Source organism: Buchnera aphidicola (Macrosiphum euphorbiae), assembly GCF_005237295.1.
Classification (GTDB): domain Bacteria; phylum Pseudomonadota; class Gammaproteobacteria; order Enterobacterales; family Enterobacteriaceae; genus Buchnera; species Buchnera aphidicola_AP.
Genome location: NZ_CP033006.1, coordinates 185,163 through 209,924, shown reverse-complemented (window position 1 = coordinate 209,924; position 24,762 = coordinate 185,163). Strand labels below are relative to the sequence as shown.

Below are 24,762 nucleotides of genomic sequence, written 5' to 3'. Positions count from 1 at the left end.
AATGATTAAAATTTATGCGCCAGCTTCTATTGGTAATGTTGGAGTGGGATTTGATATTTTAGGTGCAGCAATTATACCTATAAATGGTGATTTATTAGGCGATTTTGTAACAGTAAAATTATCAAAGAAATTCAACTTAATCAACAAAGGTGTATTTTCTAACAAATTACCTAAAAATACTGAAAAAAATATCGTTTGGAAATGCTGGTTAAAATTTTGTAGTGTCATAAAAAAAAATGTTCCAGTTTCTATTCTACTAGAAAAAAATATGCCTATTGGATCAGGACTAGGTTCTAGTGCTTGTTCAGTAGTAGCCACTTTAGTTGCTATGAATGAATTGTGTAATAAACCTTTAAGTTCAAAAGAATTATTATTTCTTATGGGAGAAATAGAAGGTGAAATATCAGGAAGCATACACTATGATAATGTTGCTCCATCTTATCTTGGAGGGTTACAGTTAATACTAGAAGATTCTGAGATAATAAGCCAAACAATCCCAAGTTTTAAGAATTGGTTCTGGATAATAGCCTGGCCAGGAATAAAAGTTCCTACTTCAGAAGCAAGAGAAATACTACCAAAAAAGTACAAAAAAGAAACATGCATTAAAAATAGTCGTTATTTAGCTGGTTTCATTCATGCCTCATATAGTCAACAACCTTATTTAGCAGCACGATTAATGCAAGATTTTATAGCAGAACCATATCGTATAAAATTACTGCCTAATTTTTTAAAAGCCAAAGAAAACATTAAAAAAATTGGAGCTATTAGTTGTGGTATATCTGGTTCAGGTCCTACTATTTTTTCTATTTCTGATAATATACATACAGCTCAAAAAATATCTTCATGGTTAACAGAAAATTATTTACAAAATGAAACAGGATTTGTTCACATTTGTTTTTTAGATTCAAAAGGTGCACGTAAAATAGGATAAAAAATGAGACTTTATAATTTAAAAGATCATAGCGAACAAGTAAACTTTGAAACAGCTGTAAAATTAGGATTAGGAAAACAACAAGGATTATTTTTTCCCGTAGAATTACCTATTATTACACCTATCGAATTACAAAAAATATTAAAAATGGATTTTATTACTCGTAGTACTGAAATACTTTCTAAGTTCATTTATCACGAAATATCTAAAGAAAAATTATATGAAAATGTTAAACAGGCTTTTTTGTTTAAACATCCATTAAAAATAAAAATCACAGAAGACATACATTGTTTTGAGTTGTTTCACGGACCAACATTAGCATTTAAAGATTTTGGAGCACGTTTTATGGCTCAAATGATACTGTCACTCAATAAAAACAATGAGTCAGTTACTATTTTAACCGCAACATCAGGTGATACAGGTGCAGCAGTAGCACATGCATTTTATGAAATGAAGAATGTACGAGTAATTATTTTATATCCTAAAGGAAAGATTAGTGAGTTACAAGAAAAATTATTTTGTACTTTAGGAAAAAATATAAAAACTGTATCAATCAACGGTAGTTTTGACGATTGTCAAAAACTAGTAAAAGAAGCTTTTCACGATAAAAAACTTAAAGAATCAATAGGATTAAATTCAGCTAACTCTATTAATATAAGTAGATTATTAGCGCAAATTTGTTATTATTTTGAAGCTTTTTCTTTAATTTCAGAGCAACAAAGAAAAAATTTAGTTATAGCAGTACCATGTGGTAATTTTGGTAATCTAACTGCTGGATTATTATCTAAATCTCTTGGATTACCAATTAAATCATTTATAGCTTGTACAAATGCTAACGATACCGTCCCAAGGTTCCTTGACAATGGAACATGGAATCCTAAAAAAACTGTATCTACAATCTCGAATGCTATGGATATTAGCCAACCTAATAATTGGCCTCGAATTGAAGAATTATTTTATAGAAAAAAATGGAATTTAAAAGAACTCAGATTTGGCAGCGTATCAGATACTGCGACTAAAGAATCATTAAAAGAATTATTTGAGTTAGGTTATGTTTCCGAACCTCATGCTGCAATAGCATATCGATTACTACGAGATCAATTGAAAAAAAATGAATTTGGTCTATTTCTAGGTACCGCTCATCCAGCTAAATTTAAAAATACCATAGAAAAAATATTAAAAATTAAAATTTCATTGCCTAATGAACTGAAAAATAGAATTGATCTTCCATTATTATCTCATAATATTGATCCTATTTTTAGTAAATTAAAAACATTTTTATTAGAAAAATAAAAATTATCACATTAGAGAGGATAGATGAAATCTTCCTCTCTAATAAACAATACATATATAAATTTAAAAATTAAGTAATTTTAAACATTAAATAAAAAACGAACAATATCCCCATCTTGAATACAATATCTCTTCCCTTCTATTCTCATTTTACCCATTTCTTTAATTTTCACTTCACTTTTATATTTTATAAAATCTATATATTTGATAATTTCTACTCTAATAAAACCCCTGCTAAAATCACTATGTATTTTATGAGCAGCTTGAATACTGGTACTTCCATTAAGAATTTCCCAAGCACGAATTTCTTTTATCCCAACACTGAAAAAAGTTATTAAATTTAATAGTTTATAACCGGCAGAAACAATACTATTTAAACCTAAAGTTTTTATATTAAATTCTTTCATGAAAGATTTTTGTTCTTCATTGTTCATTTCAACTAATTCTGATTCTAAATTTGCATAAATTGGAATAACTGTAGAACCTTCTTTTTTAGCAATTTTATTCAATTTGTCTAAAAAATAATAAGATTCTTTTGTTTCATTCATATTAGCAACATACATTATTGGTTTTAAAGTCAAAAAGCGCAAATAACTAATTAATTCTTTTTCGTCTTTATTTAAATTAAGAGTTTTTAGCATTAAAAATTTTGTTAAATGATTGATACATTTCTTTAAAACATGAATTTTTTTTTCTGTCTCGTTACTTTTTAATGATATTTTTTTTTGTAATTGTGATATATTTTTTTCACAAAGATCAAAATCAGATAATATAAGTTCAGCATTAATAATATCTATATCTTGAGCAGGTTCAACCTTATTATAAATATGAGTAATATTTTCATTTTTAAAACAACGTACAACATGTACTATCGCATCTGTCTCTCGTATATTAGCTAAAAATTGATTACCTAATCCTTCACCTTTAGATGCTCCTTTAACCAATCCGGCGATATCTATAAATTTTATAAATGCATTAACTATTTTTTTAGGAGAAACAATTTTTGCAAGATGCTCAATACGTTCATCAATAACTGGAACAATACCTATGTTTGGTTTAATAGTACAAAATGGAAAATTAGCAACTGCTGAATTTCCCTTGGTTAAAAGATTAAATAAAGTAGATTTGCCAACATTAGGCAAACCTATAATACCACATTTAAAACCCATGTCTTATGCGCCTTGAAAAATAGAAGATATTTTTGTTTAATTAACATTTTAAAATATTTAAAATAAAATTTTCTTCTATTGCATGTAAAATTGATCTTTCAATTAATATTCTCTCTTTTTTTGTTGGAATTGATAATACAAAAGAAGCTATTTGATCACGATTTATTGGACGACCAATTCCAATTCTAAATCGATAAAAATTAATCTTTTTATTATTAAAAACACTAATAATGTTTCTTAGTCCATTATGTCCATTATGTCCATAACTATATTTTAATTTTATAATTCCAGGATTAAGTTCTAGATCATCATGAACTATTAATATTTCACTTAAATTAATATTATAAAATGATGCCATTTTTAATACTGACTGACCATTTATATTCATAAAGATATTAGGTACCAGTAATCGAACATGATTTGAATCTATATAACAAGAAGAAGTAAAACCAAAAAATTTTTCTTCTTTTTTAAAATTGTTCAAATAACTTTTTGCTAAGGAATAAACGTACCAAGAACCTATATTATGACGTGTATTATGATATTCTGTTTTTGGATTAGATAATCCGACTATCATTTTAATAATATTCAAAAAATATCCTTTAATCTTAAAATCATTATTTTAATATTTTATAAAATAAATTAAAAAACATATAATATATATTATATGTTTTTTAAGAATTACATAAAATGCCATAAAAAAACAACGATATAATATGTAATCTATATAAATAATACTGTTTTAATATGGTTTATAAACTACTTCTGCAAACGATTAGAAGCTTCTTCCCAATTAACAACATTCCAAAAAGCTTTAATATAATCTAACCGTCTATTTTGATATTTTAAATAATAAGCATGTTCCCAGACATCTAAGGCAATTATAGGATCACCATAAGTATTAGATATTGATTTCCCCATTAAAGGATTATCTTGATTAATAGTAGAAACTATAGATAAAACACCATTTTGATTTACTAACCATACCCAACCAGAACCAAAATGATTAAGTGCTATTGACTCAAATTTTTCTTTAAAACTATCAATAGTACCAAATTGTTTTTCTATTTCTATTTTTAGATCATTTGTTAAAACTGTCCCTAATTTTAAACCTTTCCAAAAAAAACTATGGTTTATATGACCACCTGCGTTATTACGTAATACATTTTTATTTTCTAAAATAATTTCATTAAAAATAGATATTAATTCATCAATAGATAATGAAGAAAAAGTTGTATTTTCTAAAATAGAATTAGTGTTATTAATATAATTTTGATGGTGTTTAGTATGATGAATTCTCATAGTTTGTTCATCAAAAAATGGTTCTAACGCATTATATGAATAAGGTAAAGAAGGCAGAACATAACTCATTTTATTTCCTTAGATATGATTGTAATAAAATTACTGCATTATTTTTTAAAAATATTAAATTGATAATTTAATCTTAAACATTCTTATAAATTATAGTACACTTATTAAATTATTCACAAGAACCATAATACATATTTTTAAAGTATCTAGAACTAAAATTATAAAAATATAAAAGATTAACTGTATTCAATAAAAAATATTTTAAAAAATGAGATTTTGATGTCTACAACTCAAGAATTCAATTTACTAAGTAATCGGTTTCGTACTTTTTATCCTGTCGTTATAGATATTGAAACAGCAGGATTCAATGCAAATACTGATGCAGTATTAGAAATTGCTATAATTACATTAAAAATGGATGAATTAGGATGGTTACACAAAGAAAATACATTGCATTTTCATATAGAACCCTTTAAAGGTTCTATAATAAACTCTGATGCAATAGCTTTCAATAAAATTGATCCATTTAACCCATTACGTGGTGCTATTAGCGAAAAAATAGCAATTCAATCTATATTAAAAATGGTACGCAAAGGAATTAAAATACAAGGATGTAGTCGAGGAATTGTTGTAGCACATAACGCTAATTTTGATCATAATTTTTTAATGGCTGCAATTCAAAGAGTGAAAATAAAAAATAATCCTTTTCATCCATTCGTTACATTTGATACGGCCGCATTAAGCGGATTAGTAGTCGGCCAAACTGTCTTATCTAAAGCATGTAAAGCTATTGGCTTGTCATTTGATAACCATCAAGCACATTCTGCACTTTATGATACTTTGCAGACTGCTGAACTTTTTTGTGAATTAGTAAATCGTTGGAAACGTTTAGGTGGTTGGCCTCTTAATTTAGAAAAAACACTTTAATAGTTAGTATTAAAAATATTAACAACATAATTATCTTATATATTTTATAGTTTTTTTAATAAGAAAAAGATATGACATTAGCAATAAAGATCAAAAATTTAATACTCTTTATTTAATGTCATATCTAATTTTCTATATACATTATCTACATTTAGATTTTTTTGAAAATTATGTTTTATATTTTTTTACTGTTTTTGATATAAGTTCTTTTAATTGACCAGTTTCTAACATTTCAAGTATAATACTGCAACCGCCAATTAATTCACCATCTATCCACAACTGAGGAAATGTTGGCCAATTTGCATATTCTGGAAGTTTATTTCTAATTTCTGTGTTTTCTAAGATATCTACATAAGCAAATTTTTCACCACAAACTGATAAAGCTTTTACTGCTTGTGCAGAAAAACCACAACTAGGAGCTTCAGGAGTTCCTTTCATATAAATTAAAATAATATTATCTTTAATTTGTTTCTTTATTTTTTCAATAATACTCATATTAATTTCCATTTTTAAAATTCGTATAAAATATTTATTTGAATAATTTATATAAAAATTTTATTAGAATACTACAAAATAATTGATAGACAAACTTATTTTTTTTTGTAATACTACGTTGTTAGAAAAAAGGGGCTGTTTTTGGATTTGACAAAATTATCAACAAAGTAAAGTGCATGCCGAGGAACGGTTTGCCTCGATAAAAGCCGTGAAACAATAATTGCAAATAATAAACAAAACTACGCTTTAGCAGCTTAAAAAACTGTATTAAGCCCTTCCTTCTCAGCCTTTCTCTTAGGACGAGAAATCAGGAAGGTTATAAAAAAGAGAAAAACGTGAACATCAAGCTTGACGGTGACACGAAGAAATTTTTCAAGCTATATACCTAAAATGCGTTTTTCCAAATTAGGTAATGAATTGAATAAAGAAAAAACTAAGCATGTAGTACTTTATTCGTAGAAATTTTGGACGCGGGTTCAAATCCCGCCAGCTCCAAAAATATTTATAAAACTATGTGATATTAAATTTTGAAACTTTATTTTCTTTAAAATATAAATTTAACATTTTTTTTTGGAGCTTATTATCGGTTTTAAAATTATATAAACAATAATGATATACATCATTAAAAGAATCAGAAATGATTGGTATACCAAAAATATAAACTATTTGTTGTCTTGTCATACCAACATAATTTTTATTTAACATGTTCTCATTTAAATATGTTTTTTCTAAAAAATCTGAGCTAAGTTTTCTTTTTTCTAAAATAGAACAGCTAGAAAATAACATGACTATCAATAGCATTTTGATATAATTATTCATAATAATATCTTATCATAGTTCACATAAAAAATAATTAATACTCTTTATAGTATATTACATAGTATTTTTAGTATTTTACAATAATTTATATTAATAAAAAACATCAATCATTCAAAAATATTTTGATTAAATTCATATTTGCTTATATTTATTAAATAATCTAAAAAAATTTTTTAGACCAACTTAACTTAGAAGTTAAAGTTTTAAAATAATTATAACTTTTAGGATGTATAAGATTTAAATAATAACAACTTTTACGAATAAATACACATTCATCTTTTTTAATTGTTAAAATAGTTTGACTATCACAGCTTATTTTTAAATTAGTTTGAATATTAGAAAATTTTAAACAAATTGTACTATTACTGTGAATTACTAAAGGACGAGCAGATAAAGTATGTGGAAACATTGGAACTAATAGAATAGCATCTAAAGATGCTGCTATAATTGGTCCACCAGCTGACAGCGAATAACCAGTAGAACCTGTAGGCGTCGAAACAATTAATCCATCTGCACGCTGAGAAAAAGAAAATTTATTATCAATATACACCTCAAATTCTATCATATGAGCTAAATGTTTTGCATGTAAAACAACTTCATTAATAGCTATGCTAGATCTTGAAATTATTTTTTTTTGACAAACTTGTGCATCCAACAAAAACCGATTTTCCAAAAAATAATCTCCAGATAAAACCTCTGATAAATTTTTTAAACCAGTATCCGGATTTAAATCAGTAAGAAAACCTAGATTACCTCTATTAATCCCAATAATTTTAATATTATAAAACGACAAAACACGTGCTGCACATAATAAATTACCATCACCCCCTATAATAACTGCTAAATCACAAGATTCACCAATTTCAATTAATGTAGCAGTATGAGGATTATTTAATTTTAATTCTTTAGCAACAGTGTGTTCAATAAAAACTTTATAACCATTTTTTATTAACCACTTATAAAGAGTCTTATGTGTTATTAATGCACTCGCATGACGCGGACGCCCAACAATACCTATACAAGTGAAATGTTGCTTCATTACATAAAAATTCCCAAAAAAATAATGTATATTATATTATAATACTAAACAGTCTTGAAAGATTAATTATAAGGTTTATAATAGCTTAATTATTAATTTAATAAATGGTAACTTTTATGGAAAATAAAGAAAAAAAATTACATGAAGAAAATGTTTGTCAAAATAATAATACTATAAAAGAAAAAAAAGATAATTCAATTGATACACTTACTCTGCAAAACCAAAAAATAGAAGATTTAAAATTAGAAATAATTCAAAATCAAAAAAAAATTAGTGATATTGAATTACGAAAATTAGCAAATATAGAAAATATAAAAAAAAACACTGAAGACAAAATAAAAAAAATAAAAAAAACAGAAACTGAAACATTTTTAAAAAAAATAATTCCTATAATAGATTCTTTAGAAGATATTTTAATATTATCTGATAAATTAAATATAAAAGACGAGCCTTTAATAAAAGGTATCGAACTTACATTGCAATCTTTATTAAATATATTGCATAAATTAGGAGTAAAAGTCGAAGGTCAAAAAAATGAACTTTTTAATCCTGATATTCATACATTAATGTCGGAAGAATTATCTGAAAATACACTTCCTAATCATATCATTTCTACTAATAAAAAGGGATTTACCTTCAATAAGGTATTATTAAGAAAAGCAATAGTAACAATTGCTAAAAATTAATATTTTTTTATTTTATAAAATTCTTACTTAAATAATAATTTTATATTATTTAAGAATAGAAAATCTTTTATTTTTTTAAATAACAAACCAATCAATCGGTTTTTTTTTATTTTCAACTAATATTTTGTTAGTTAAAGAAAAATGTTTACATCCAAAAAAACCTCGATATGCTGATAAAGGAGAAGGATGAGATGTTTTTAATATATAATGCTTATCTTCATTAATTAAATAAGATTTTTTTTGTGCATCATTGCCCCATAGCAAAAAAATAATAGAATTTCTATATAAATTAATTGTAGAAATTACTTTATCAGTAAAAATAGTCCATCCAATATTACTATGTGATTTTGGTTTTCCTGATTCAACTGTTAAAATAGTATTCAACAAAAAAACACCTTGATGAGCCCAGTTTTCAAGACATCCATGATTAAAACTATATTTTTTTTTAAAATCACTATTTAACTCTTTGTATATGTTCTTTAAAGAAGGTGGTATAGTAAAACGTTTCGGCACAGAAAACGATAAACCATGTGCTTGATTCTTAGAAAAATATGGATCTTGTCCAAGAATAACGACTTTTATATCATTAAAATTAGTTAAAAAAAATGCATTAAATATATTTTTCTGTTCTGGATAAATTATTTTATTTAAACGTTCTTTTTTAAGAAATTTAATTATATCAATAAAATATCTTTTTTTTTTTCTTGAGATAAAACATCTTTCCAAGTTAGAATTGGATTCATTTTTAATTTCCATTTTTAATAAAAATTTAATAACAATCTTCTTTTGATAATATAATATTATAGGAAAAAAAATGGTTCTAGTAACACAAAATGCACCTAACTTTATAGCTCCAGCGATTTTAAAAAATAATGAAATCGTTGAACAGTTTGATCTTAAAAAATATTCTAATGGTCAATCAATTGTACTATTTTTCTGGCCAATGGATTTTACTTTTGTATGTCCATCTGAAATTATAGAATTCAATACACTATATTTAGAATTCAAAAAAAGAAATGTAAAAATTGTGGGTGTATCAATTGATAGTATTTTTGTTCATCAAGCATGGCAAAAAATATTACCTAAAAATGGTGGAATTGGGAAAATAAACTTCCCTATGGTATCTGATATAAAACATAGCATTCAAAAATCTTATGGGATTGAACATCCAAATCTTGGTGTAGCACTGAGAGCTTCATTTTTAATTGATTCTAATTGGATTATACGTCACCAAGTTGTAAACGATTTACCATTTGGACGAAACATAAAAGAAATGATACGCATGGTAGACGCTATAGATTTTCATAATAAATTTGGTGAAGTATGTCCTGCTAATTGGAAAAAAGGAGAAAAAGGTATAGCCCCTTCTTCAGAAGGAGTTGCTGAATATTTAAGTAAATATTCTTAAAAAAAAACTTAAAGTCAGCAAAAAAAATATTTTATGCTGGCTTTATTTTTTAATCTGTATTTTATTTTATAATACAGTCTTAATATCATTTATTATAAATTAGAACAATACATATTTTTAAATAAAGTTATCATCATCAATATCAATATCATCATCTGTATCATAAACATCATTATTGATGCTTTCTGAATTTGATTCGTTTCTATTAATATCTGATTGATCATATTCATAATTTATTAGATCATTATTATTATTAGAATTATTATTTAAAAAATTATCTTCTGCATGCTGATTTAAAGACGATTTATTAACAGTATCAAATATATCTTCTTCTGGTTTCGTGTGGTTAAAAACATTCATTAACATATTACCTAAAATCATCCCACCTGCTACGCCTGTTGCTGTTTGTAATGCACTACCAAGAAAACTACTGCTTCTACTGCCATTACTGTTTGTTGTCGGAAATGATTGATTAACAGGTAAACTAGTTGTATTCGAATAATTATTCGGCAATGTATCTGTTTTTTTTTGCCACATACTGTTATCGTTAGATGATACTTGAGCAGAAGAATTTTTTTTAAAAAAACTAGACAAGAAACTTCTTTTTTTATTTAATTCCTCTTTATTCAATTGCTTTATTTTTGTTTTTAATTCTTCAATTTTCATACTCATTTTTTTTATAGCTGTTTCTTGAATCAATATTGTTTGAGTCATATAATAAGAAGAAGCTGGTTGTTTTTTCACTAAATTTTGAATTAAATTATCTGCTGATTCATCTCTTTCAGAAGAGTTTAATTCAATTTTCTTCAAACGATGAAATAAATTTTCTATTAAATTTTTTTCTTCATCTTTCATAATAAGATCTCATTTTCAAGTCAAGTTAATAAACTATTATATCTTTAATTAAATTAATAATTTTTATATAAAATTATAATTCTTTTATAATAATACTTTCGTTTCAAATAAACAATATAAAAAAAATGTTTTTTACAATAATAGGATTGTTTATCCTGAAGAATGATTTTCTTTATATGCATCTAATAGTTTAATTATGTTATACTTTTTTACTTAATTTGATCGTTTTTAATAAAAGAGATAAAAGTTCATATGAAAGATCCTGCACGAGAAATCATACAGGTCAATATTGAAGAAGAGTTAAAAAGCTCTTATTTAGACTATTCTATGTCTGTAATAGTTGGCCGAGCTTTGCCAGATGTTCGAGATGGTTTAAAACCTGTTCACCGAAGAATACTTTTTGCGATGTATGTATTAAATAATAATTGGAATAAAACATATAAAAAATCTGCTCGTGTAGTAGGTGATGTTATAGGAAAATATCATCCACATGGAGATTCTGCTGTATATGATGCCATAGTGCGTATGGCTCAAAAATTTTCATTACGTTATATGCTTATAGATGGTCAAGGAAATTTTGGTTCTGTCGATGGAGATTCGGCAGCAGCAATGCGATATACAGAAATTCGAATGTCTAAAATAGCTCATGAACTATTAAGTGACTTAGAAAAAAATACTGTTGAATTTTTGCCAAACTACGATGGAACTGAATATATTCCAGAAATACTACCCGCAAAAATACCTAATCTTTTAATAAATGGTTCATCAGGTATAGCTGTAGGAATGGCTACAAATATTCCACCTCATAACTTGCATGAAGTCATTGATGGATGCTTAGCTTATATTGACAATAATGATATTACTCTAGAAGAGTTAATCAAATATATTCCAGGACCAGATTTTCCAACAGCTGGGATTATAAATGGAAAATTAGGTATTGAAGAAGCTTATCGTACAGGAAAAGGAAAAATTTATATTCGAGCACGAAACAAAATTGAAAAAAATAACAAAAATAAAAAAGAATCTATTATATTTGACGAAATACCTTATCAAGTAAATAAATCACGTTTAATTGAAAAAATAGCAGAACTAGTAAAAGACAAAAGAATTGATGGGATTACTGCTTTGCGTGATGAATCTGATAAAGATGGAATGAGAATTGTTATAGAAATTAAAAAAGAAGCAATATCTGAAATAATTTTAAATCAACTATATGCTTTAACTCAACTGCAAATATCTTTTGGGATTAATATGGTTGCGTTATGTCAAGGACAACCAAAAACGTTATCTTTAAAAGAAATATTAAAATATTTTTTATTTCATAGACAAGAAATTATTACAAGACGTAGTATTTTTGAATTAAATAAGATGCGCAATCGTATGCATATTCTTGAAGGATTAAACACTGCTTTAATAAACATTAATATAATTATTGAAATAATAAAAAACTCAGGAAACTCCATAGATGCAAAAAATTTTTTAATTAAAAAAAAATGGATATCTGAAACGATAAAAAAACATGATTGTTTAAAAGAAGAAAATTATTCAAATAAAAAACTTGAATACTTTTTTACTGAACAACAAGCACAAGCTATATTAGATTTACGTTTACATAAATTAACTAATTTAGAAAAGAAAAAAATTATTGCTGAACATAGTGATTTAATAAAAAAAACTAAAGAATTAAAAGAAATACTTGAAAATCCAAACCGTATGTTTAATGTTATTAAATCAGAATTATTATTCATAAAAAATAATTTTAGTGATAAAAGACGCACAGAAATTATTGAAAATCATTCTGATATTAATATTGAAGATTTAATTAATCAAGAAGATGTAGTAGTCACACTATCTCATTCAGGATACGTAAAATATCAACCTCTTTCTGATTATAATGCTCAAAGACGCGGTGGAAAAGGAAAATCGGCTGCAAAAATAAAAGAAGAAGATTTTATAGAAAGTTTAGTAATAGCAAACACACACGACACTATATTATGTTTTTCTAGTCGTGGTATTCTGTATTGGATGAAAGTTTACCAATTACCAGAGTCTAGTAGACATGCAAGAGGAAGACCTATAGTTAATTTATTACCTTTAAGTCCCAAAGAAAGAATTACAGCGATATTACCAGTGCATGAATATAAAGATAATCTTAATATTTTTATGACTACAGCACATGGAATAGTAAAAAAAAGTTCTTTAAATCAATTTAAAAAGCCTAGACTTGCAGGAATTATCGCTATTAATTTACATGCAAACGATGAATTAATTGGAGTTGCTTTAACTGATGGAAATAATAACATTATGTTATTTACACAAAATGGTAAAGTAGTTCAATTTTTAGAAAACAGTGTTCGAACTATGGGCAGAACTGCATCTGGTGTAAAAGGTATTAAAATTAAAAAAAATGATAAAGTTGTTTCTTTAATCGTACCAAAAAATAAAGGAAGTATTTTGATAGCAACAAAAAATGGGTATGGAAAACGCACAAAAATTACTGATTTTCCTATAAAATCACGTGCTACTCAAGGCGTTATCTCTATTAAAATTACAAAAAAAAATGGTAAAATCATTGGAGCAATACAGGTTGTAGAAAAAGATCAAATTATGATGATTACTAATGCAGGAACATTAGTTAGAATTAGGGTTTCTGAAGTAGGAGTATTAGGAAGAAATACACAAGGTGTAATATTGATAAGAACCTCAAAAAATGAAAAAGTTGTTGCTTTACAAAAAATTGTAGAACCTATATAAAAAAAAATACATTTATCTCTTAAAACATCTAATATATATTAATAATTAAATAAAAATAAAAAATTTTTTTATACTCTTTATAATAAGTTAAATTCATTATGAAAAATAGTCTGTTTGTTACTAAACGTGATGGAAGAAAAGAAAAAATTAATTTAGATAAAATTCATAAAGTATTAAATTGGGCATCTGAAGGATTAGATAATATATCTGTATCACAAGTTGAATTGTGTTCTCGTATTCAATTTTATAATAATATTACTACTATAAATATTCATGAAACTATCATAAAAGCTGCAGCTGATCTCATTTCACAAGATACACCAGACTATCAATATATGGCTGCAAGATTAGCTATTTTTCATCTTAGAAAAAAAGCTTACGGTCAATTTGAACCACCTCAACTATATGATCATGTAAAAAAAATGGTTTTTTTAGGAAAATATGATAAAAATTTATTGAAAAATTATTCTTATGAAGAATTTTTACAGATGAATTCTTTTATTGATCATTGGCGAGATATGAATTTTTCATATGCAGCGGTAAAACAGTTAGAAGGAAAATATTTAATACAAAATCGTGTAAGTGGAAAAATATATGAAAGCGCACAATTTTTATATATTTTAATAGCCGCATGTTTATTTGCTCAATATGCTAAAAATATTCGAATGAATTATATCCATCGTTTTTATAATGCTATATCTACTTTTAAAATTTCATTACCAACACCAATTATGTCCGGAGTTAGAACTCCTACTCGTCAATTCAGTTCCTGTGTTTTAATTGAATGTGCTGATAATTTAAATTCTATTAATGCTACAACGAGCTCTATTGTTAAATATGTTTCTCAACGTGCTGGAATCGGTATTAATGCTGGACAAATTCGCGCGTTAGGAAGTCCCATTAGAAATGGAGAAGCATTTCATACTGGTTGTATACCTTTTTATAAACATTTTCAAAGTGCTGTAAAATCTTGTTCTCAAGGAGGTGTTAGAGGTGGAGCTGCAACTATTTTTTATCCAATATGGCATTTTGAAGTCGAAAGTTTATTAGTTTTAAAAAATAATAGAGGAATTGAAGAAAACAGAGTACGTCATATCGACTATGCAATTCAAATTAATAAATTAATGTATCAAAGAATGTTATCAGGAGATCAAATAACATTATTTAGCCCCTCTGATGTTCCCGACTTATATGAAACATTTTTTTCTGATCAAAAAAAATTTGAAGAAATATATCTACAATATGAAAAAAATAAAAACATAAGAAAAAAAACAATCAAAGCATTAGATCTATTTTCATTAATGATGCAAGAGAGAACTTCTACTGGACGTATTTACATACAAAATGTAGATCATTGTAATTCACACAGTGCGTTTAACCCGAAATTATCTCCAATAAGACAATCTAATTTATGTCTAGAAATTACATTGCCTACTAAAGCGTTAAATGATATTTATGATGTAAATGGAGAAATAGCACTGTGTACATTGTCAGCTTTTAATTTAGGAACTATTAAAGATCTCAATGAATTTAAAGAATTATCTATATTATCTGTACGTGCATTAGATGAAATATTAGAATATCAAAATTATCCAATACTAGCAGCTAAAAAATCAGCTATTTCTAGACGTTCGTTAGGTATTGGTGTCATTAATTTTGCATATTATTTAGCTAAAAATAAAGTACGTTATTCAGATGGTAGCGCAAAAAATTTAACACATAAAACTTTTGAAGCAATGCAATATTATTTATTAGAAGCATCTTGTGAATTAGCAAAAGAAAAAGGAGCATGCTCTCTATTTAATCATACTAACTATTATTTAGGAAAATTACCTATAGATACATATAAAAAAGATATTGATGCTATATGTAATGAACCTCTACATTTAGACTGGAATTTATTACGTTCTAAAATTAAAAAATATGGTTTAAGAAATTCAACATTATCTGCCTTGATGCCTTCAGAAACATCTTCTCAAATATCTAATGCAACAAATGGCATCGAACCACCAAGAGGTTTTATTAGTATTAAAGTATCAAAAGATGGAATCTTGCGTCAAGTTGTTCCTGAATATAAAAAATTAAAGTCACAATATGAATTGCTTTGGGATATACCAAATAACACAGGATATCTGCAACTTACTGGTATTATGCAAAAATTTATCGATCAATCTATTTCAGTAAATACTCACTATGACCCAAAAAGATTTTTAAACAATAAAATACCTATGAAACAACTTATTTACGACCTTCTATTATCTTATAAGCTTGGTTTAAAAACACTATATTATCAAAATACTCGAGATGGTTCTGAAGAACATCAGAACATTATATCTGAATCTATAACAGAAAATATTTGCGACAGTGGCTCATGTATTATATAAAAACAAAAAATATAAGTATTTAAAAAAATACATACTAAAACATTTAATTCATCATTAGGTATAATAATATGTCTTATACAATTTTTTCAAAAAAAAAAAATAATCAACTTAAAGAGCCCATGTTTTTTGGACAACCTGTAAACATTGCTAGATATGATCAACAAAAGTATAATATATTTGAACAATTAATTGAAAAACAATTATCATTTTTCTGGAGACCTGAAGAAATAGATCTTTCTCAAGATAGAATAGATTTTCAAAACTTACCTAATAATGAACAACATATTTTTATTAGTAATTTAAAATATCAAACCTTACTTGATTCCATTCAAGGAAGAAGCCCTAATATAGCTTTTTTACCAATTATTTCCATTCCTGAACTAGAAACATGGATTGAAACATGGTCTTTTTCAGAAACCATCCATTCACGTTCTTATACTCATATAATTAGAAATATTGTAAATTCTCCATCTTTAGTATTTGATGACATCATTTCAAATAAAAATATTAATGACCGTGCTCAAAATATTTCTATATATTATGATGAACTAATAAAATTAACGAGCTATTGGCATTTATTTGGTGAAGGTGTCCATTTAGTAAATGGAAAAAAAATTTATGTCAATTTACACTTGCTCAAAAAAAAATTATATTTATGTCTAATCAGTGTAAACGTTTTAGAAGCAATTAGATTTTATGTTAGTTTTGCATGTTCATTTGCATTTGCAGAAAGAGAAATAATGGAAGGAAATGCAAAAATTATAAGATTAATAGCACGTGATGAAGCATTACACTTAACGGGAACTCAACACATTTTGAATATTTTAAGCAATGCAAAAAATAATGAGGACATGAAAGATATAATTTTAGAATGTAAAGAAGAAGCTATTAATATCTTCATTTCAGCTTCACAACAAGAAAAAAAATGGGCAGAATATTTGTTTCAAAATGGTTCAATGCTCGGATTAAATAAAGATATTCTTTGTCAATATATAGAATATATTACAAATATGCGTATGCACGCAATAGGTTTTAAAATGCCTTTTACAAAAAAATCTAATCCTATTCCTTGGATTAATAATTGGTTAACTTCTGATAATATACAAACTGCTCCGCAAGAAACAGAAATTAGTTCTTATCTAGTTGGTCAGATTGATTCAGAACTATCTAATAATGAATTTAAAAAATTTAAATTATAAAATGACTTACACTATTATTGAAATAATAAATATCAAAAAAAAAATTATTTATAAAAAAAAAACTCGTTATTATTTGCTTTAGAATTAAATAATATCAATATAGAATATCAGTGCCGATCTGGATATTGTGGAATGTGTAGAATTGAATTGATTAAAGGAGAAATATTCTACTTAAAAAAACAGCCCATGGCTGCTTTATTTAAAGAAAGCGAAATATTTCCATGTTGTTGTCAACCAAATGGAAATATTGTAATTAAGATATGAAAAAATATATTTTTTTTATTTTATAAAATATATTTTTTATCAAGATTGAATTGATGTTAATGCAATAGTATAAACAATATCTTCTACTGAAGCGCCTCGTGATAAATCATTGACTGGTTGTCTTAATCCTTGCAACATTGGACCAATAGAAACTATTTTTGAAGAACGCTGAACAGCTTTATAAGCTATATTACCAGAATTTAAATCTGGAAAGATAAATACATTTGCAGATCCTGCAATTGGTGAACAAGGGGCTTTTAATTTAGAAACGCTTTTTGAAACTGCTGCATCATACTGTATAGGACCATCAATAATTAAATCAGGTCTTTTATTTTTAACAATAGAAGTAGCTGCTTTTACTTTTTCAACTTGATATCCAAATCCAGAACAACCAGTTGAATAAGATAGCATAGCAATACGTGGTTTTATTCCAAAAATCTTTGCTGAATCTGCAGATTGAATTGCAATTTCTGCTAGTTCTTCTGCAGTTGGATTAATATTAATAGCACAATCGCCATAAATAAAAACTTGATTTGGTAACAACATGAAAAAAATAGATGAAACCAACAAACTCTGAGGATTAGTTTTAATGATTTGTAATGCTGGACGTATAGTATCAGATGTTGTATTTACTGATCCAGAAACTAATCCATCAACTTGGTTAGATTCTAATATTAAAGTAGCTAAAACAGTATTGTCTTGTAATTGTTTTCTTGCAGAAAACTCATTTATACCTTTTTCTTTTCGAAGTTCTAAAAGACGAGAAACATATTTTTCCCTTATCGAAACAGGATTAATTATTTCAATATCCTTATTTAAGTAAATTCCTTGTTCATTTGCTATACTATATATTTTTTTTGGATCTCCTAATAATACACATTGAGCAATATTAGAATCACAACATATTGCAGCAGCTTTTAATATTCTTATTTCATATGATTCAGGTAGTATGATACGTTTATTTCTTTTTTTTGATAATATTTTTAATGTATAACAAAATTCTTTTGGTGAATACATGACACTACAATTGTACTTTTTTTTAGAAACGATAATAGAAGAATAGCAAAAAAAACTAGAAATATATTTTTGCAATTTTTTAATATATATTAAATCTTTTACATTAATATTAAAGTTAAATATTTGCAATTGCGATACAATATCCATTGTACTACTTTCTGTAAAAAGAACAGAAATAGATTTTTTAATTAAAACTTTACATAAAGAAATAATATATTTTTTTGATTTTAATACTCCTGTTAATATAATACATTTAATCTTGCTACTATCAAAATTAGAATTTAAATTTAAAATATCTATAAAAACATCTATACGACTAAAAGAAATTATTATTAAAGTATTTAAATAATTCTTATTTAACATATTTAGAGAACTTTCATCAAATATAATTATTTCTTCTATAATAGAAGTTTTTTTTTGTGTTAAATTAATCCATTTCACATTTAAAAAATTAAAAAGATCCATTACATATGTTTTTATAATATTTTTGTTCCAAGGAATACAAGCTATAATTGGAAAAAAATTATTTTTAAAAACCTCTTTTGAACTAATTATTTTTTCTTGAGATTTTATTTTTTTTAAAAATGTTAGTTTTTTTATAAAATCATATTTTTTTTCTATAAAAGGAGAATTAATCTTATTAAAAATTACACCTAAAACATTTTTATACTTTTTTTGTTTTAAAAATAAATTTATTTGTCTTTCTTTTTTTTTGATACATGCTGAAGAAGAATTTTCTAAATTCGATATAAATATCACTTCTGCATTTAAATTTTGAGAAATATCATAATTAATCTCTTGAGAATTAACACTATGATTATTATTTATACCTTCAATTAAAATAAATTGATATAAAAACTTGTTATTATAACATTCTTCTATAATTTTATTTGATAAAAACAAATATTCAGAAGAATTAAAAAAAATTTCAGAAAAATCTATATCATCTAGTACATGAACAATTTTTGAAAAATATTTTTTAATAATTGACGATGTATCATCTAATGAATTTTTTATGAAAGAAAAATATAATATAGATGGAATAGATTTTTTTTCGGATTTATTTTTATCAAAAAAATCAATCATACTCAAACTTATTGAAGTCAAACCAATATCTATATCTAGAGGAATTAACATTATAATACGTGACATAATTATCCTGTTATGACATATAAAAATAATAAAATACTAAAAAATAATTATTTGTCACTAATTATATTACTAGTTTCTTGAGCTATTGCTAACTCTTCGTCTGTTGCAACTACAAAAACTGGACGAGAAGTGCATTGAGTTATTATTCCTGATCTACCCGCTGTCATAGATAAATTTAATTTTAAATCAATCTTGAAACCGAATATAGATAATCTAGAAAGAGTTAACTCTCTAATCAAAGGTACATTTTCACCAATTCCGCCAGTAAAAATTACAGCATCTAAACGATTTTCCATTAAGCTCATATAAGAAGCAATATATTTTGATAAACGATGACAAAAAATATCTACAGATCTTTTAGCATGTTTTTTGCAACTATAATTTTTCTCAAAATAGCGAAAATCACTGCTAATACCACTTAATCCTAATAATCCTGATTTTTTATTTAAGATTGTTTCAATTTCATTAATACTTAAATTAAGACTTTTATTCATGAAAAAAATAATTGAAGGATCTAAATCCCCACTTCGAGTCCCCATAACTAATCCTTCTAGAGGAGTTAATCCCATTGAAGTATCTACACATATTCCATTGCAAATAGCAGAAATAGAAGTTCCGTTACCTAAGTGACATGTTATAATATTTAAAGATTTGAATTTTTTATTCAATATAATAGAAGTTTTATGAGCAACGTAATCATGACTAGTACCATGAGCACCATAACGTCTAATACCATGTTTCTTATAAAAATTATACGGAATTGCATATAGAAAAGAGGTTTCAGGCATATTTTGATAAAAAGATGTATCAAAAACTGCTACATTTTTTCTTGATAAACTAGGATATTTTTCTATAATTATTTTAATACCAATTAAATTAGCTGGATTATGTAATGGGGCAAAAGAAACTGCGTCCTGAATACATTTGATAATATTATTATCAATTAAAGTTGATTTTTTTATTTTAGTTCCCCCATGAACTACTCTATGTCCTACACCTATTAAATTTTTAAAAATATCTTTTTGTTCTGATAAAACTTGGTCTATAATAAAATTTAAGGCAGTTTCATGATTAATTTTTGAACCTATTTTTTTTTTATATGTTACACCTGAACACTGCCAAGTAATATATGTTTCTGACAAAAACAAACACTCTACTAAACCAGATAAATATTTTTTTTCATTATTAGGATTTAATATTGCAAATTTTATAGAAGAACTACCACAATTTAATACAAAAATTAAATTATTCAATTTTTTATCCATTTTTCTGTTGTAATAATATTAAAAAATACATTTTATATTTCATATAAAAATATTTAAACTTCTTAAAAAACCAGGAGAATAAGATGACACTTCAAAAAAAAATTATTAAATTACTAGGAGTAAAAGAAGTAATTATACCAGAAATAGAGATTAAAAATTGTATTGATTTTTTAAAAAAATATTTACTTGATCATATTTACCTAAAATCTTTAATAGTCGGTATTAGTGGAGGACAAGACTCTACATTAACTGCCAAATTATGTCAAATAACTGCTGAAAAATTAAGAAATGAAAGAAAAGACATCAATTATCAATTTATCGCATTACGTTTGCCATATGGTATTCAATCCGATGAAACAGATTGTCAAGATGCAATTAATTTTATACGACCAGATCAAGTATTTAATATTAACATCAAAAAAGCGGTTTTAAGTAGTGAAAATTCTTTAAAAAAATCAGGTATTATTATTTCAGATTATATAAGAGGCAATGAAAAAGCTAGAGAAAGAATGAAAGTGCAATATAGCGTTGCTGCAGTAAAAAAGGGTCTAGTAGTCGGCACAGGACATGCGGCAGAAAGCATAACCGGATTTTTTACAAAATATGGAGATAGCGGAACGGATATAAATCCTATTGCCAAATTAAATAAACGACAAATTCAATTATTATTAAAAAAATTAAATTGTCCAAAGCATTTGTATTTAAAAAAACCAATGGCAGATTTAGAAGATGAGCATCCACAACAAGATGACGAATCCATTTTAGGAGTTACATATAATGTAATTGATTCTTATTTAGAAGGAAAAAAAATAGATCTCGAAAACCAAAAAATTATTGAAAAATTGTACTTTAATACATTGCATAAACGTAATTTACCAGTTATACCATAAATAATTTTAATGTAATACAATTTTTTTTTGTTCAATAGAATGAATTTGAATTTTAATAATTTCACTAATTGGATCTTCGGGACAATGTTCTACAAAATAGATTAAATCTGTTAAAGCAACATGATTGCATTCTAATTGTGCATATATTAAGCCTCTATCACGAATTTCATATGGATCATTTGGATCAATTTTAAGTAATAAATTAGTAACATTTAATGCTAATTCCATTTTTTTTTCTTCCATTAATGCAGATTTTAATGTATCTAACATTTTTCGAATAACAGTAATAGATTCAGATTTATACAAATCATTTTCATATAATTCTGCTGTAGGACTAATATTGCCTTTTAACCAGACTTCTAATGTATGTTGATCTAATATCTCTCCATTAAAAGGGTTAATAAGCCATTTTTTCTTATTAATCCAATCTGCTCTTAAAATAAGTTGAGTAGGAAATACAACAGGATTTAATGGCAATTTTAATTCCTGAGCAATATGTAAGAAAAGAATACCTAAGGATACTGCAGTACCTTTTCGTGTTTTAAGAACATTATCAATCCATAGTGCATCTGAAAGATTATAAACACCACTTGCGCCACCAAAATTCCAGTGAACATAAAATAATTCCAACAATTTTTCTAATTGTCGATTAGGTTCATTTTCAGATGAAATGTAAGATTCGGCTTCTTTTATTCTACTTTTTAATTCAGATAAAACACGATCTGAAGGAAAATCTTCTCGAATAGCTTGAGAAGCAATAATAATAGATTCAAAAAGTGATAATTTAGAAAAATCAATATTAGAAATCGCTTTCATATTATTAGTAATAGTAATATTTTTTTAAATTAGTAAACAAATTTAAATGGTATAATTTTATATATAATTAATATATTTTATATTAAAATATAACATTTTTTTTTATTATTGTTAATAAAACATTTTTTTATTTTATAAAACTTTTAAAATATTATAAAATTTTATTTATCATATTTTTTACCGATTGTCACACGATCATTTCCTCCATAATCTTTATAAGATTCTATTTCAACAAAATTATATTTTCTGAATAAATATTGTACTTGTAATTTTTGTTTCCATCCATGCTCTATTAATAACCAACCTCCATGAAATAAATAATTTTTTGCGTTCTTTACTATATTTTTAATATCTGATAATCCATTATTACCAGATATCAAAGCATCAAACGGCTCAAAAAAAATATCTTTTTTAAAAAATATTATTTCTTTCTTACTAATATATGGTGGATTACTTACAATAATATTAAATTTGTGATTTATATTTGAAAACCAATTACTACAAAAAAAAGTCACATTTTTAATATTTAGTTTATCTGCATTAATTCTGGCTATTGTAAGAGCTTTTTCCGATTTATCAATACCAATAATGTTCCAATCAGAGCATGTACTTGCTAAAGCTAGAGAAATAGCTCCGCATCCAGTACCTAAATCAAGAATTAAAACAGAATTACTCTTAATTTTAGACAATACTTGTTCGACTAAAATTTCTGTATCAGGTCTTGGAATAAGAGTATCATATGAAACACATAAAGACAAAGACCAAAATTCTTTTTCTTTTATTATATAAGCTATAGGTTCTCCTAAAGATCTACGATAAATTAAATAATTTAAATATTCATATTGTTTCTGAGTCAATTCAATATCATCAGAACTAATAATAAAACTACGTGTGCATTTTGAAACATAACCCAGTAAAAATTCGGCTTCATATTTTGGATTATCGACAAAAGATAATCTTTTAATAGATTTTTTTAACCATTTTTTAATGTTCATAGTTCTGATTGGGATAAAGAAGCAAGCATATCTGCTTGATATTCTTGAGTTATTGGATCAATAAGCAAATCTAATTTTCCTTGTAATACTTCATCCAATTTATAGATAGTTAAATTAATTCTATGATCTGTGATTCTGTTTTGAGGAAAATTATATGTTCTATTTCTATCTGATCGTTCACCCGTTCCTAACAAAACTCTTCTCATAGAAGATTTTTCTTGATGATTTTTTTCTAATTTAGCAGCATAAATACGTGCTGATAAAATAGATAAGGCTTTTGCTTTATTTTTATGCTGTGAACGTTCATCTTGACATTCTACTACATTTCCAGTAGGAATATGAGTAATTCTAATAGCGGAATCAGTTGTATTAACGTGTTGTCCTCCTGCACCAGAAGAACGAAAAGTATCAATTTTTAAATCTGAAGAATTAATTTCTTCTTTTTCAGCTTCAGGAGTGACAGGCATAACTGCAACAGTACAAGTAGATGTATGAATTCTTCCTTGTGATTCTGTTTCTGGAACTCTTTGCACACGATGACCACCTGATTCAAATTTTAAACGACCACATGCACCTTTTCCTGTAATTTTTATAATTATCTCCTTAAATCCTCCTTTTTCACTTTCACTCGCATTCATTATTTCTACTTTCCATGAATAATATTCAGCATATCGAAAATACATTCTAAATAATTCACCAGCAAAAATAGAAGATTCATCTCCACCTGTTGCTGATCTAATTTCAATAAAACAACTATGTTTATCATTAGGATCTTTAGGTAATAATAATTGACTAATTTTTTTTTCTAATGTTTTCTTTTTTTTATTAAAAAAAAACAATTCTTCTTCAGCCATGTCTTGAAGTTCTATGTCATTTAATAAAATATTAACATTCTTGATATCATCTTCTAATTGTTCCCATTGAATAAAATATTTTATAATTTTAGAAAGTTTTAAATATTCTTTAGATAAACTTTTCAAGTTATCTCGATCCGAGATAATCTTTTTCTGAGTAAGCATGACTTCAATTTCTTGATAACGATTTCGTAAAGATTTTAATTTATTTAAAATAGAGCTATTCATAAAATCCTTCT

21 protein-coding genes, 1 other RNA gene and 2 pseudogenes are annotated in these 24,762 nt (G+C 25.6%); 11 read left to right on the top strand and 13 right to left on the bottom strand.

Annotated elements, in window-relative coordinates:
- Position 1: 1 nt before the first annotated feature.
- Positions 2-931, top strand: a complete 930-nt coding sequence (gene thrB / locus D9V71_RS00970) for a homoserine kinase (protein ID WP_158340527.1) — start codon at positions 2-4, stop codon at positions 929-931.
- Positions 932-934: 3 nt separating this feature from the next.
- Complete coding sequence (gene thrC, locus D9V71_RS00965; protein ID WP_158340526.1) at positions 935-2,224, top strand: threonine synthase; 1,290 nt, start codon at positions 935-937, stop codon at positions 2,222-2,224.
- Positions 2,225-2,304: 80 nt separating this feature from the next.
- On the opposite strand, the gene ychF is transcribed toward thrC, so the two are convergent.
- The 3 genes from ychF to D9V71_RS00950 all read right to left on the bottom strand — a co-directional run bounded on the left by ychF (position 2,305) and on the right by D9V71_RS00950 (position 4,764).
- Positions 2,305-3,393, bottom strand: coding sequence for a redox-regulated ATPase YchF (ychF, locus tag D9V71_RS00960; RefSeq protein ID WP_158340525.1), 1,089 nt, complete (start codon positions 3,391-3,393; stop codon positions 2,305-2,307).
- A gap of 40 nt (positions 3,394-3,433) precedes the next feature.
- Positions 3,434-3,970, bottom strand: a complete 537-nt coding sequence (gene pth / locus D9V71_RS00955; RefSeq protein WP_158340920.1) for an aminoacyl-tRNA hydrolase — start codon at positions 3,968-3,970, stop codon at positions 3,434-3,436.
- 182 nt (positions 3,971-4,152) lie between these two features.
- Positions 4,153-4,764, bottom strand: a complete 612-nt coding sequence (locus D9V71_RS00950; protein ID WP_158340524.1) for a Fe-Mn family superoxide dismutase — start codon at positions 4,762-4,764, stop codon at positions 4,153-4,155.
- 219 nt (positions 4,765-4,983) lie between these two features.
- Here D9V71_RS00950 and rnt point away from each other — a divergent pair, with 219 nt between their 5' ends.
- The gene (gene rnt, locus D9V71_RS00945; protein WP_158340523.1) at positions 4,984-5,631 is read left to right on the top strand and encodes a ribonuclease T; all 648 of its coding nucleotides are present in this window, start codon (positions 4,984-4,986) and stop codon (positions 5,629-5,631) included.
- A gap of 168 nt (positions 5,632-5,799) precedes the next feature.
- On the opposite strand, the gene grxD is transcribed toward rnt, so the two are convergent.
- Positions 5,800-6,126, bottom strand: a complete 327-nt coding sequence (gene grxD / locus D9V71_RS00940) for a Grx4 family monothiol glutaredoxin (protein WP_158340522.1) — start codon at positions 6,124-6,126, stop codon at positions 5,800-5,802.
- Positions 6,127-6,257: 131 nt separating this feature from the next.
- Between grxD and ssrA the strand changes: the two genes are divergently transcribed.
- Positions 6,258-6,624, top strand: a transfer-messenger RNA (tmRNA) gene (gene ssrA, locus D9V71_RS00935).
- A gap of 12 nt (positions 6,625-6,636) precedes the next feature.
- On the opposite strand, the gene D9V71_RS00930 is transcribed toward ssrA, so the two are convergent.
- Together D9V71_RS00930 and nadK are read right to left on the bottom strand one after the other, a co-directional pair.
- Positions 6,637-6,945, bottom strand: a complete 309-nt coding sequence (locus D9V71_RS00930; RefSeq protein ID WP_158340521.1) for an outer membrane protein assembly factor BamE — start codon at positions 6,943-6,945, stop codon at positions 6,637-6,639.
- Between the two features lie 160 nt (positions 6,946-7,105).
- Positions 7,106-7,984 carry an NAD(+) kinase gene (gene nadK / locus D9V71_RS00925; protein WP_158340520.1) on the bottom strand — a complete coding sequence of 293 codons (879 nt, stop codon included), beginning with the start codon at positions 7,982-7,984 and terminating at the stop codon, positions 7,106-7,108.
- Between the two features lie 116 nt (positions 7,985-8,100).
- Between nadK and grpE the strand changes: the two genes are divergently transcribed.
- On the top strand, positions 8,101-8,670 hold the full coding sequence (grpE, locus tag D9V71_RS00920) for a nucleotide exchange factor GrpE (protein WP_158340519.1): 570 nt from the start codon (positions 8,101-8,103) through the stop codon (positions 8,668-8,670).
- A 75-nt stretch (positions 8,671-8,745) separates the two neighbouring features.
- Here the strand turns inward: grpE and ung are convergent.
- Positions 8,746-9,413: pseudogene (ung, locus tag D9V71_RS00915) on the bottom strand (uracil-DNA glycosylase).
- A 71-nt stretch (positions 9,414-9,484) separates the two neighbouring features.
- Between ung and D9V71_RS00910 the strand changes: the two are divergent.
- Positions 9,485-10,078, top strand: a complete 594-nt coding sequence (locus D9V71_RS00910) for a peroxiredoxin (RefSeq protein WP_158340517.1) — start codon at positions 9,485-9,487, stop codon at positions 10,076-10,078.
- A gap of 117 nt (positions 10,079-10,195) precedes the next feature.
- Here D9V71_RS00910 and D9V71_RS00905 read toward each other — a convergent pair whose 3' ends face one another.
- A complete protein-coding gene (locus D9V71_RS00905; RefSeq protein ID WP_158340516.1) occupies positions 10,196-10,933 on the bottom strand; it encodes a DUF2076 domain-containing protein in 738 nt (245 codons plus the stop codon).
- Between the two features lie 252 nt (positions 10,934-11,185).
- On the opposite strand from D9V71_RS00905, the gene gyrA reads away from it, so the two are divergent.
- The 4 genes and pseudogenes from gyrA to yfaE all read left to right on the top strand — a co-directional run bounded on the left by gyrA (position 11,186) and on the right by yfaE (position 17,534).
- Positions 11,186-13,687, top strand: a complete 2,502-nt coding sequence (gene gyrA, locus D9V71_RS00900; protein WP_158340515.1) for a DNA topoisomerase (ATP-hydrolyzing) subunit A — start codon at positions 11,186-11,188, stop codon at positions 13,685-13,687.
- Between the two features lie 98 nt (positions 13,688-13,785).
- Positions 13,786-16,071, top strand: coding sequence for a class 1a ribonucleoside-diphosphate reductase subunit alpha (nrdA, locus tag D9V71_RS00895; protein ID WP_158340514.1), 2,286 nt, complete (start codon positions 13,786-13,788; stop codon positions 16,069-16,071).
- A 68-nt stretch (positions 16,072-16,139) separates the two neighbouring features.
- Positions 16,140-17,270, top strand: coding sequence for a class Ia ribonucleoside-diphosphate reductase subunit beta (gene nrdB, locus D9V71_RS00890; protein WP_158340513.1), 1,131 nt, complete (start codon positions 16,140-16,142; stop codon positions 17,268-17,270).
- A gap of 1 nt (position 17,271) precedes the next feature.
- Positions 17,272-17,534, top strand: a pseudogene (yfaE, locus tag D9V71_RS00885) (class I ribonucleotide reductase maintenance protein YfaE).
- Positions 17,535-17,573: 39 nt separating this feature from the next.
- Here the strand turns inward: yfaE and pta are convergent.
- Together pta and D9V71_RS00875 are read right to left on the bottom strand one after the other, a co-directional pair.
- Positions 17,574-19,703, bottom strand: a complete 2,130-nt coding sequence (pta, locus tag D9V71_RS00880; RefSeq protein WP_158340512.1) for a phosphate acetyltransferase — start codon at positions 19,701-19,703, stop codon at positions 17,574-17,576.
- Between the two features lie 47 nt (positions 19,704-19,750).
- Complete coding sequence (locus D9V71_RS00875) at positions 19,751-20,968, bottom strand: acetate kinase (protein ID WP_158340511.1); 1,218 nt, start codon at positions 20,966-20,968, stop codon at positions 19,751-19,753.
- 83 nt (positions 20,969-21,051) lie between these two features.
- On the opposite strand from D9V71_RS00875, the gene nadE reads away from it, so the two are divergent.
- Positions 21,052-21,858: an ammonia-dependent NAD(+) synthetase gene (nadE, locus tag D9V71_RS00870; RefSeq protein WP_158340510.1), complete on the top strand. Its 807-nt coding sequence runs from the start codon at positions 21,052-21,054 to the stop codon at positions 21,856-21,858.
- A gap of 6 nt (positions 21,859-21,864) precedes the next feature.
- Here nadE and sirB1 read toward each other — a convergent pair whose 3' ends face one another.
- The 3 genes from sirB1 to prfA form a co-directional block, all read right to left on the bottom strand.
- Complete coding sequence (gene sirB1 / locus D9V71_RS00865; RefSeq protein ID WP_158340509.1) at positions 21,865-22,674, bottom strand: invasion regulator SirB1; 810 nt, start codon at positions 22,672-22,674, stop codon at positions 21,865-21,867.
- A 161-nt stretch (positions 22,675-22,835) separates the two neighbouring features.
- Complete coding sequence (prmC, locus tag D9V71_RS00860) at positions 22,836-23,669, bottom strand: peptide chain release factor N(5)-glutamine methyltransferase (RefSeq protein WP_158340508.1); 834 nt, start codon at positions 23,667-23,669, stop codon at positions 22,836-22,838.
- Positions 23,666-24,751, bottom strand: coding sequence for a peptide chain release factor 1 (gene prfA / locus D9V71_RS00855; RefSeq protein WP_158340507.1), 1,086 nt, complete (start codon positions 24,749-24,751; stop codon positions 23,666-23,668). Before prfA ends, prmC begins: the two co-directional genes overlap by 4 nt.
- Between the last annotated feature and the right edge of the window lie 11 nt (positions 24,752-24,762).